Raw genomic sequence first — 11,387 nt, 5'->3', positions numbered from 1 at the left:
TGCTATTCCTATTTTAGCATACTTATAGCATTTTCACGAAGAAAAGGACGGACCGAAGTCACATCCTTTCATTTTCTTTCTTTAATTGGTAAGCGAGATAGACAATCAGCAGTAACAAGACTAAACTTGTCATGATAGAACCTTCAATCCCAAAAGATCCTCCTGATAACCAGCCTTGATTACCTTGTGGTAAAAAGGTAATCAGAGACGTTCCTGACGGTTGACCACTAACTAAAATCCCAAATAGATTTCCTTGAGCAAAATTCCAAGCCCCATGAATACCTGCAACACCCCAAACTGTATCGGTTTTGAGGAGGTAAAGTGACATAGCAACTCCGAATAAAAAGAGATTCACTAGAGATAGAGGTGTGAGACCAGAATTTCCCACATGAAGCAGGGTAAAGAATAGGCTAGATATAAGAACAGCAAGTTTTAAATTAGTTCTTGATGCCAATTGAGGAAGGAGCCATGCACGGGAAACCACTTCTTCTGCTGTCCCCTGTAAAATCCAAAATGGGATAGTAAAGACAACAAAGACAAGCGAGTAAGGATTCAAGTGAATAGACTCAAAATGATACTGCCCCAAGGCCACTAAACCTAACAAAGTAAGAAGAAAAAGTGCCAGACCTAGCCCAAAACCTTTCAGAAGACTGCTGAGGAAATTTTCTCTATAAAATCCCAAAGTTCGAATAGGTCTTTTCTCAACTTTTCTAGTCCATCTGAACACTGTGTTGAGAATAAAACCAAAGGCCAGCAATTCTAAAATTAAATGAAAATCACTTGTTTTATCCGTCAAGCTCTGTTGCAAGGTCTGTAAGTAGCTTGCAAGATTTTGACCAGCTTCTCCAAAATTTCTAGCAAGTCCGACGAGAGCTAACAAACTAATACCATATAAAGTATAAGCCACAAACTCTCCTATGAAGACAAAAACAAAGGCTAACAAGGGGCTTGTGTAAATGTTTAAACTCATTTTTGAAGCTTGGAAGTCTTTAAATATTCTTTTGTTCTTCATATGCCTGTCCTCTTTTCTTCTATTATATACCATTATTATAGCACTTTATAGTAGCAATTCAATAAAGAAACAAAGGACTTTTATGTTATATCTTCTAACATAAAAGCCCCTAGATTTGCATTTTTTAGTTTTTTCTGATATAATGGGAAAATATTCGGAAAAGGAGACTAAAAATGAAGAAAAAATTTCTAGCATTTTTGCTAATTTTATTCCCAATTTTCTCATTAGGTATTGCAAAAGCTGAGACGATTAAGATTGTGTCTGATACCGCCTATGCACCTTTTGAGTTTAAAGATTCAGATCAAACTTATAAAGGAATTGATGTTGACATTATTAACAAAGTCGCAGAGATTAAAGGATGGAATATTCAGATGTCCTATCCTGGATTTGATGCAGCGGTCAATGCGGTTCAAGCTGGTCAAGCTGACGCTATCATGGCAGGGATGACAAAAACTAAAGAACGTGAAAAAGTCTTCACCATGTCTGATACTTACTATGATACAAAAGTTGTCATTGCAACTACAAAGGCACACAAGATTAGTAAATATGACCAATTAACTGGCAAAACCGTTGGTGTTAAAAACGGAACTGCTGCTCAACGTTTTCTTGAAACAATCAAAGATAAATACGGCTTTACTATTAAAACATTTGACACTAGTGATTTGATGAACAACAGCTTGAGTGCTGGTGCCATCGATGCCATGATGGATGACAAACCTGTTATCGAATATGCCATTAACCAAGGTCAAGACCTCCATATTGAAATGGATGGGGAAGCTGTAGGGAGTTTTGCTTTCGGTGTGAAAAAAGGAAGTAAATACGAGCACCTTGTGACTGAATTTAACCAAGCCTTGGCTGAAATGAAAAAAGATGGTAGTCTTGATAAAATCATCAAGAAATGGACTGCATCATCTTCTTCAGCAGTACCAACCACAACGACTGCAGCTGGTCTAAAAGCAACTCCTGTTAAAGCTAAATACATCATTGCCAGTGATTCTTCTTTTGCACCTTTTGTTTTCCAAAACTCAAGCAACCAATTTACTGGTATTGATATGGACTTGATTAAGGCCATCGCTAAAGACCAAGGTTTCGAAATTGAAATCACCAACCCTGGTTTTGATGCCGCTATCAGTGCTGTTCAAGCTGGACAAGCTGATGGTATCATTGCTGGTATGTCTGTCACAGATGCTCGTAAGGCAACTTTTGACTTCTCAGAATCCTACTACACTGCTAATACAATCCTTGGTGTCAAAGAATCAAGTACCATTGCTTCTTATGAAGATTTAAAAGGAAAGACAGTCGGTGTTAAAAATGGAACTGCTTCTCAAACCTTCCTAACAGAAAATCAAAGCAAATACGGTTACAAAATCAAAACCTTTGCTGATGGTTCTTCAATGTATGACAGTTTAAACACTGGTGCCATTGATGCCGTTATGGATGATGAGCCTGTTCTCAAATATTCTATCAGTCAAGGACAAAAATTGAAAACACCAATCGCTGGAACTCCAATCGGTGAAACAGCCTTTGCTGTTAAAAAAGGAGCAAATCCAGAATTGATTGAAATGTTCAACAACGGACTTGCAAACCTTAAAGCAAACGGAGAATTCCAAAAGATTCTTGATAAATACCTAGCTAGTGAGTCTTCAACTGCATCAACAAGCACTGTTGATGAGACAACTATCTGGGGCTTGCTTCAAAATAACTACAAACAACTCCTTAGCGGGCTTGGTATCACTCTTGCTTTAGCTCTTATCTCATTTGCTATTGCCATTGTTATCGGGATTATCTTCGGTATGTTTAGCGTTAGCCCCTACAAATCTCTTCGTGTTATCTCTGAGATTTTCGTTGACGTTATCCGTGGTATTCCATTGATGATTCTTGCAGCCTTCATCTTCTGGGGAATTCCAAACTTCATCGAGTCTATCACAGGCCAACAAAGTCCAATTAACGACTTTGTAGCTGGTACTATTGCCCTCTCACTCAATGCGGCTGCTTATATCGCTGAAATCGTTCGTGGTGGTATTCAGGCCGTTCCAGTTGGCCAAATGGAAGCCAGCAGAAGCTTGGGTATCTCTTATGGAAAAACCATGCGTAAGATTATCCTGCCACAAGCAACTAAATTGATGTTGCCAAACTTTGTCAACCAATTTGTTATCGCACTTAAAGATACAACCATCGTATCTGCTATCGGTTTGGTGGAGCTCTTCCAAACTGGTAAGATTATCATTGCCCGTAACTACCAAAGTTTCAAGATGTATGCAATCCTTGCTATCTTCTATCTTGTAATTATCACACTTTTGACTAGACTAGCGAAACGCTTAGAAAAGAGGATTCGTTAATGGCAAAATTAAAAATTGATGTAAATGATTTACACAAACATTATGGAAAAAATGAGGTTTTAAAAGGAATCACGACTAAATTCTATGAAGGAGATGTTGTTTGTATCATCGGTCCTTCAGGTTCTGGTAAATCAACTTTCCTTCGTAGCCTCAATCTTCTAGAAGAAGTTACTAGCGGTCACATCACTGTGAACGGCTATGACTTAACTGAAAAAACAACCAACGTTGACCACGTCCGTGAAAATATCGGAATGGTGTTCCAACACTTCAACCTCTTCCCACACATGTCCGTATTGGACAACATCACCTTTGCGCCTATTGAGCACAAGTTGATGACTAAGGAAGAAGCTGAGAAATTGGGAATGGAGTTGCTTGAAAAGGTTGGGCTAGCAGATAAAGCTAATGCTAACCCAGATAGCCTATCAGGTGGTCAAAAACAACGTGTGGCTATCGCTCGTGGACTAGCAATGAATCCAGACATCATGCTCTTTGATGAACCAACTTCAGCCCTTGATCCTGAGATGGTCGGAGACGTACTAAACGTTATGAAGGAATTGGCTGAGCAAGGCATGACTATGATTATCGTAACCCATGAGATGGGATTTGCTCGTCAGGTTGCTAACCGCGTTATCTTTACTGCAGACGGTGAATTCCTTGAAGACGGAACACCTGATCAAATCTTTGATAACCCGCAACACCCACGTCTGAAAGAGTTCTTAGACAAGGTCTTAAACGTCTAAACTCAAACTGTAAGGATTTCCTTGCAGTTTTTTTCTATCTCGTATTGGATTTTTTGATTTTTCGGAAAATTATGTTAGAATTAAGTTTATGAAATGAGGTTTCCTCATACCTAGCAAGACTAGGAATAAAAATAGAAATTAGGTAGCTAGATGTCATCTAAGGTTATTGTTACAATTTTCGGTGCGAGTGGAGACCTGGCTAAACGCAAGCTCTACCCTTCCCTTTTTAGACTTTATAAATCCGGCAATCTTTCCGAGCACTTTGCAGTTATTGGAACTGCTCGTCGTCCTTGGAGCAAGGAATATTTTGAATCTGTTGTAGTCGAATCGATCCTTGATTTGGCAGATAGTACCGAACAGGCTCAGGAGTTCGCTAGCCACTTCTACTATCAAAGTCATGATGTCAATGATACAGAACACTACATTGCTCTACGTCAATTGCAGGCTGAACTAAATGACAAGTACCAAGCTGAACACAACAAGCTCTTCTTCTTGTCAATGGCTCCTCAATTCTTTGGAACTATTGCCAAACACCTCAAATCTGAAAACATTGTAGATGGTAAAGGTTTTGAACGCTTAATCGTTGAAAAACCATTTGGTACAGATTACGCAACTGCAAGCAAGTTGAATGACGAGCTCCTAGCGACATTTGACGAAGAACAAATTTTCCGTATTGATCATTATCTTGGTAAGGAAATGATCCAAAGTATCTTTGCAGTTCGCTTTGCAAACTTGATTTTTGAAAACGTTTGGAACAAGAACTTTATCGACAATGTTCAAATTACCTTTGCGGAGCGCTTGGGTGTAGAAGAACGTGGTGGCTACTATGACCAATCTGGTGCACTCCGTGACATGGTCCAAAACCATACTCTACAACTCCTTTCTCTCCTTGCCATGGACAAGCCAGCAAGCTTCACAAAAGACGAGATTCGTGCTGAGAAGATTAAGGTCTTTAAAAACCTCTATCATCCAACTGATGAAGAGCTTAAAGAACACTTTATCCGTGGTCAATACCGCTCTGGTAAGATTGATGGCATGAAATACATCTCTTACCGTAGCGAGCCAAATGTAAATCCAGAATCAACAACTGAAACCTTTGCATCTGGTGCTTTCTTTGTAGATAGCGATCGCTTCCGTGGTGTTCCTTTCTTCTTCCGTACTGGTAAACGTCTGACTGAAAAAGGAACTCATGTCAACATCGTCTTTAAACAAATGGATTCTATCTTTGGAGAACCACTTGCTCCAAACATTTTGACCATCTATATCCAACCAACAGAAGGCTTCTCTCTTAGCCTAAATGGGAAGCAGGTAGGAGAAGAATTTAACTTGGCTCCTAACTCACTTGATTACCGTACAGATGCGACCGCAACTGGTGCTTCTCCAGAACCATACGAGAAATTGATTTATGATGTCCTAAATAACAACTCAACTAACTTTAGCCACTGGGATGAAGTTGGTGCGTCGTGGAAATTGATTGACCGTATCGAAGAACTCTGGGCTGAAAATGGTGCCCCACTTCATGACTATAAAGCTGGAAGCATGGGACCTCAAGCAAGCTTTGACTTACTTGAAAAATTTGGTGCCAAATGGACTTGGCAACCAGATATCGCCTATCGTCAAGATGGCCGTTTAGAATAACAAAAAATCCTGCAAGTTTGTAGCTTGCAGGATTTTTGCTTCTGATTAGATTAAGCCTTCCAAGAGACTCTTCATAAAGTTTTCTGAGTTAAACTCTCCAATATCATCGATTTTTTCACCAAAACCAATCAATTTTACAGGAATATTGAGTTCTTCACGGATGGCTAAAACAACACCACCTCGAGCAGTTCCATCAATCTTAGTCAAGACAATTCCTGTTAAAGGGGTAATTTTTGAAAATTCTTTGGCCTGTACCAGAGCATTTTGACCCGTTGATGCATCAAGAGCCAAGAAGGTTTCATGTGGTGCTTCTGGTACAACACGTTTGATAATACGACCAATCTTTTCCAGCTCAGCCATGAGGTTGTCCTTGTTTTGCAGACGACCAGCGGTATCAATCATGAGAATATCAATACCTTCAGCTACGGCACGTTCCATGCCATCAAAGACCACACTGGCTGGGTCAGCTTTTTCAGGTCCAGTCACAACTGGAACGTCCACACGACGGCCCCATTCAGCTAGCTGGGCTACCGCCCCCGCACGGAAGGTATCTGCCGCAACCAACATGACCTTCTTACCTGCTTGTTTGTAGCGGTGGGCTAGTTTCCCGATAGAAGTTGTTTTCCCAACACCATTAACACCAACAAAGAGCATGACTGTCAAGCCATCTTGGAAGTGGATACGTTCATCGTAATTGCCATCCTTTTCATAAAGCTCAACCAATTTCTCAATGATGACACGGCGAAGTGCATCAGGTTTCTTGGCGTTTTCAAGCTTGGCTTCGTAGCGTAGTTCCTCAGTTAAATTAGAAGCGACCTGTACACCAACGTCACTCATAATCAGTAATTCTTCCAGTTCCTCGAAAAATTCTTCGTCAACAGAGCGAAAATTAGCAAAGAAGGCGTTCAAGCGAGCTCCGAAGCCTGTACGAGTTTTCTTAAGACTGCGGTCATATTTTTCCTGAACAGTTTCTTCTGCTTGAGTCATTTCTGGTTCAAGCACTTCAGAACTATTTTCTTCTACAGTCTCTAGAAGCTCAGTCTTCTCTTCCTCTGTGACTTCTTCTGAGTTTGGTAATACTTCGACTTCTTCTTGATGAACCTCTACATCTGGCTCTGAATCCAGACTTTCTTCAACTGTGTCTTGATTTTCCTCTTCTTGGAGCAAAGATTCTTCAGCAACTTCTGCTACTTCTTGAGAAACTTCCTCAGCTTCTGTATCTTCAGACAAATCAAGATTTTCCAGAGCTTCTTTTACAACTTCTTCGATCTTAGGTTCTTCTTTTTTTCCGAATAGACGGTCAAATAATCCCATATCTTAGTTCTCCTTTAGCACATATTCTTCGATAGCCCAGGCGACAGCCTCTTCATCATTGGTCATTGGAGTTACCACATTTGCGACTGCCTTGACTTCAGGAACAGCATTTTGCATGGCAACACCGAGCCCTGCCCACTCAATCATAGCCAAATCATTGGCCTCATCTCCACAGGCCATGACTTGGCTTTGGTCGATTCCAAGATGGCTGATTAGTTTTGCCAAACCTGTTGCTTTATGAACATTCTTTGGTGACCACTCTAGCAACATTTCACGTGATTTAAAGATTTCATATTGGTCAAACAATTCTGGAGAAATCTTCTGAATGGCTGCATCCAAGGGTTCTTGAGCAAAGGCAGTCACGCATTTATTGTAAGTCATTTGACTAGATAAGTCTTCAAAATCCACTGAAACAAAGGTCAAAGCTGGATTAAATTTGGCATAAAGACTTTCTTGGTCGGAGTGAATTTGATAAACAGTTCCTTCTGAGATAGCATCAAGAGGCAGTGATAATTTCTCTGTTTCCTCATACAAGCGTGCCACATCATCATATGAAAAGACTGTCTTATCAAGGATTTCACCTGTATTTTTCTGAACCAAACCACCATTAAAAGTAATCGTATACTCATCTTCGTGGCCGTCAGTCCCTAGCTCATGGAGAAAAAAATCCATGGCTTTTAAGGGACGACCAGTTGTCAATACAACCTTGATACCACGATCACGCGCAGCTTTCAGGGTTGCCTTGGTACGATCCGTCAGCCTTTTATCAGTAGTCAGCAAGGTCCCGTCCAAGTCCAATGCAATCAATTTTATATCTGCCATTATAAGCCCTCCATATAAGCTATAACCGACTGGTCCTTATGGTGACCAATCACAGTTTCTGCTAATTCTAAAATCTCTGGTCGTGCATTTTCAGGAGCTACAGGATGTCCCACAACCTGCATCATATGCAAGTCATTTAGATTGTCTCCAAAAGCCATGACCTGATCCATTTTGATGCCAAGTTTTTTAGCCAATTCAACAATGGCCACTCCCTTATCGACATAGTCCAGAACAATATCAATGGATTCAAAACCAGTTGTCATAGCCTTAACACCAGGGACATTTTCATTGACCCAAGTCTCCCCAGCTTCAAGCGTTTCTTCTGTGAAGTTGGTCGTAAATTTGAAAATGTCATCTTTAATATCTTCCAGAATCGCTACTTTTTGAATATTTTCATTATAGTGCTGACTCACTTTCAAATAGGTCTCATCAACCGTATCTAGAACATAAGCTCCCTTTTTTCCCGTCAAGAGCAGTTTATTGATATCTACATAAGGTGACGTTTTCAGCTTTTCAAAAGTTGATAGATAAAACTCACGAGACATAGTCGCTTCATACAAGTCCTGACCTCGATATTCGACCAAACTGCCATTTTCCGCGATAAAAATAATGTCATCACGAACATCAGCAAATAGTTTTTCTAAGGATAGAAATCCGCGCCCCGAAGCCACCGCAAAGTAAATCCCTTTTTCCTTGTAGGAAGCTAAGAGAGACTTGAGGCGGTCCATATCAAAGCGTCCATTCTCATCTAGGAAGGTTCCGTCCATATCCGTTGCTACTAGTTTAATCATAAAATCTTTCTTACTCCGATTAGTAAATCTACCTCCTATTATACCATAGATAACTAGAAAAAGGACTAGTCTATCAGCTTTGCTTCTCTTTTATCCTTCTCTACTAGCTAGTGCTGTTTCTATCTTTTAAAAAAGCTCATAAAATTAAAATCGTGCAACTTTTTTCAGATACTTTTAAAAGATTGATTTCATTACCTGTTTCCTTTATACTGGATAAAAAGGAGAATAATATGTCAGAAACAAATCACGAAATTGATTCAAATTTTGCAGGTCGTTTAAATATCCTGCGTGCTGGTGTTCTTGGTGCCAATGATGGAATTATTTCCATTGCTGGTGTGGTTATCGGTGTTGCAAGTGCTACGACCAATATCTGGATCATCTTTTTATCAGGCTTTGCGGCTATCTTGGCTGGTGCCTTTTCTATGGCTGGTGGAGAATATGTATCCGTTTCGACTCAAAAAGATACAGAGGAAGCAGCCGTTGCTCGGGAGCAAGTCTTGCTAGACCAAGATATAGAGTTAGCCAAAAAGTCTCTCTATGCCGCCTATATTCAAAATGGCGAGTGTGAAACATCAGCCCAACTCTTGACCAACAAGGCCTTCCTTAAAAATCCACTCAAGGCTCTGGTAGAGGAAAAATACGGGATTGAGTATGAAGAATTTACCAATCCTTGGCACGCTGCGATTTCTAGCTTTGTTGCCTTTTTCCTTGGAAGTTTGCCTCCAATGCTCTCAGTAACCATTTTCCCAAGTGAATACCGCATCCCTGCTACTGTCCTTATCGTCGGTGTGGCCCTTCTTCTCACTGGTTACACTAGTGCCAAACTTGGAAAAGCTCCAACCAAAACAGCTATGATTCGAAACCTAGCTATTGGTCTTTTAACCATGGGAGTTACCTTCCTGCTCGGACAACTTTTCAGCATTTAGTATATAAGAAATATCTAAATGAAATTGCACTACCTACAAAATAAAAGATCCACATCTACTTAGATATAATAAAAGAGAGAAACTTGATTCTCTCTTTTATTATATCTACAATCGTAGACAATGATTCTATAATGTGTGTTTTTCTAATAACGTTTTGATGTCTTCTAAGATTTTATAACGTTACCAGAAAAAATCATCCGCCTGAATAGTTGAAAGTTATTTACTTTATTTGCAATTATTTTAATCAATAACATCAATCATTAAAAGTGATAGTATTCTCAATAATGTCAAATCGATTCCTATTATAAGAGATAAACGCTTCAACGGAAGCTAATCTATTAATCGACCTTGCCCCTTTGAAAATTATTCTCATTTTCTAAGAGCCACTGACTATAAAGTTCTTGATATCGTTCCTCTTCGTTATCACTGTAACCTTTAAAAAGAACTTTATCAATATTTTCTTTATTAAAATATAAAATTTGTTCAGCATCAAGCCCTACTGGGTATATGCATCCTGAATAATCAAAAATTACTTTTTCTCCATCATTGTCAATGAAAGCTCCCCGATTAAGAATCATAATTTTACGGGTTCCATCTTTTAAATAAACAATACTTCCAATAGGTAACATAATCTTTTCTTCCTTTCGATATTTAAGTAATAATTTTATTTTTTTAAATAATAAATCTCAATAATATAAAAAATATAGCACTGAATTTAGGTAAAACAACATTTTATTTCAACTTTGATAAAACATCAACTATCTCATATTCCCGTTCTTCTCCAGGTGCAAAGGCAACATTTATGGTTGCTAGAGAAATGAACATTGTTAAAATCATTATCAAAAGCATGGCAACATTTTTTATATAAATAAAAGCTAAGGCAAATATAAGAGCTAAAGCAAAGAAACATACTCGTAAAAGAAGCATTTTTACGTAAAAACGCGATGAATTTACTGGTTTTATCTTAAAATAAATAGATTGTTCCAATGATCTATTAAGTAATTCCTCCAAACTTTTTTTCTTTTTAGAATATAAAAGCTGAAGCAAACTAAAAGACAATAATAAACCAATAACTACTAAAAGCAAACTAGTTACTATCGAAAAATTCACATAAAAGTTGGCAAATAAATCAATATGATTCATACGAGCCCAGGCATTCACAAAAACTGCCAATCCTGCAGCTAATGATGTTGGAAGGATAAATTTGCTCGCCTTAGAGTTTTTTTCTTCGATTTTAAAAAGTTCTTCATCTGAGATAGCATAAACTTTCTGATAAAAATACCAGTTTAAAGGCAAACAGAAATATCCGAGAAAATGTTTAGGAGATCTATCTAATAGATACTGTTTCCCCTGATAATGAAATAATAGGTATCGAAAATTCCCTTTATAATATAATTTTATTTTTTGCATTTTAATCCTTACTAATCTAAGAAAACATGAGTTTTCCCAAGCTATGAGGAGTATCTTGATATCGGCTACATCTTATTTTAGTTTTTTATCATTTATTTTATATAAGTGATGGCTTTCAGTTCCATATGCAACATTAGAAGCCGACAAATATAGAAAGATGATTGCATTGGCCATTAAGCCAAAAAGTAAGTTACCTGAGTAGAAATAATACATTGGCATAAAAAATGCTAGCCCACCAATAACCACTATAAATCCTAGCAATTGTTTAAAGTCAATTTTTACTGGCGTAATTTTATAATATTGTAAATGCCTAAGTTCGTGCCCTATCAAGAAGGCCATCCTTCTTTTCCGAGAATAGTAAAATAATTCAACCAGAACATATGTTAAAAGAAAAG

Annotated in this window: 10 protein-coding genes and 1 pseudogene; 4 read left to right on the top strand and 7 right to left on the bottom strand. The window is 38.4% G+C overall.

Annotated features, from left to right (window positions below):
* Nucleotides 1-58: 58 nt before the first annotated feature.
* On the bottom strand, nucleotides 59-1,012 hold the full coding sequence (locus ADH52_RS00390) for a CPBP family intramembrane glutamic endopeptidase (protein ID WP_049509360.1): 954 nt from the start codon (nucleotides 1,010-1,012) through the stop codon (nucleotides 59-61).
* A gap of 173 nt (nucleotides 1,013-1,185) precedes the next feature.
* On the opposite strand from ADH52_RS00390, the gene ADH52_RS00385 reads away from it, so the two are divergent.
* From ADH52_RS00385 to zwf, 3 genes are all read left to right on the top strand, one after another.
* Nucleotides 1,186-3,351 (top strand): ABC transporter substrate-binding protein/permease, encoded by a 2,166-nt coding sequence (locus ADH52_RS00385; RefSeq protein WP_049509359.1) that lies wholly within the window; start codon nucleotides 1,186-1,188, stop codon nucleotides 3,349-3,351.
* Nucleotides 3,351-4,091, top strand: coding sequence for an amino acid ABC transporter ATP-binding protein (locus tag ADH52_RS00380; protein WP_001096316.1), 741 nt, complete (start codon nucleotides 3,351-3,353; stop codon nucleotides 4,089-4,091). The genes ADH52_RS00385 and ADH52_RS00380 overlap by 1 nt, the downstream gene beginning before the upstream one ends.
* Nucleotides 4,092-4,241: 150 nt before the next feature.
* On the top strand, nucleotides 4,242-5,729 hold the full coding sequence (gene zwf, locus ADH52_RS00375; RefSeq protein ID WP_049509357.1) for a glucose-6-phosphate dehydrogenase: 1,488 nt from the start codon (nucleotides 4,242-4,244) through the stop codon (nucleotides 5,727-5,729).
* Between the two features lie 45 nt (nucleotides 5,730-5,774).
* Here the strand turns inward: zwf and ftsY are convergent, their stop codons facing one another.
* Genes ftsY through ADH52_RS00360 form a run of 3 tightly spaced genes read right to left on the bottom strand, consistent with a single transcriptional unit; the run spans nucleotide 5,775 to nucleotide 8,656 of the window.
* Nucleotides 5,775-7,043, bottom strand: coding sequence for a signal recognition particle-docking protein FtsY (gene ftsY / locus ADH52_RS00370; protein ID WP_049509355.1), 1,269 nt, complete (start codon nucleotides 7,041-7,043; stop codon nucleotides 5,775-5,777).
* A 3-nt stretch (nucleotides 7,044-7,046) separates the two neighbouring features.
* The gene (locus ADH52_RS00365) at nucleotides 7,047-7,865 is read right to left on the bottom strand and encodes a Cof-type HAD-IIB family hydrolase (RefSeq protein ID WP_049487247.1); all 819 of its coding nucleotides are present in this window, start codon (nucleotides 7,863-7,865) and stop codon (nucleotides 7,047-7,049) included.
* Nucleotides 7,865-8,656, bottom strand: a complete 792-nt coding sequence (locus ADH52_RS00360; protein WP_049487248.1) for a Cof-type HAD-IIB family hydrolase — start codon at nucleotides 8,654-8,656, stop codon at nucleotides 7,865-7,867. The genes ADH52_RS00365 and ADH52_RS00360 overlap by 1 nt, the downstream gene beginning before the upstream one ends.
* Before the next feature lie 230 nt (nucleotides 8,657-8,886).
* On the opposite strand from ADH52_RS00360, the gene ADH52_RS00355 reads away from it, so the two are divergent.
* Nucleotides 8,887-9,582, top strand: a complete 696-nt coding sequence (locus ADH52_RS00355) for a VIT1/CCC1 transporter family protein (protein WP_049509353.1) — start codon at nucleotides 8,887-8,889, stop codon at nucleotides 9,580-9,582.
* A 338-nt stretch (nucleotides 9,583-9,920) separates the two neighbouring features.
* Here ADH52_RS00355 and ADH52_RS00350 read toward each other — a convergent pair whose 3' ends face one another.
* The 3 genes and pseudogenes from ADH52_RS00350 to ADH52_RS00340 all read right to left on the bottom strand — a co-directional run.
* Nucleotides 9,921-10,211 carry a DUF4176 domain-containing protein gene (locus ADH52_RS00350; protein WP_004269711.1) on the bottom strand — a complete coding sequence of 97 codons (291 nt, stop codon included), beginning with the start codon at nucleotides 10,209-10,211 and terminating at the stop codon, nucleotides 9,921-9,923.
* A gap of 103 nt (nucleotides 10,212-10,314) precedes the next feature.
* Nucleotides 10,315-10,992, bottom strand: coding sequence for a DUF443 family protein (locus tag ADH52_RS00345; protein WP_004269710.1), 678 nt, complete (start codon nucleotides 10,990-10,992; stop codon nucleotides 10,315-10,317).
* 72 nt (nucleotides 10,993-11,064) lie between these two features.
* Nucleotides 11,065-11,387, bottom strand: a pseudogene (locus ADH52_RS00340) (hypothetical protein); the annotation flags it as partial.

Origin of the sequence: Streptococcus pseudopneumoniae (genome assembly GCF_001072665.1) — a bacterium.
In the GTDB taxonomy this organism is placed as follows: Bacteria; Bacillota; Bacilli; order Lactobacillales; family Streptococcaceae; genus Streptococcus; species Streptococcus pseudopneumoniae_S.
The sequence above is the reverse complement of the archived record's forward strand: the minus strand, read 5'-3'. Positions and strand labels throughout refer to the sequence as shown.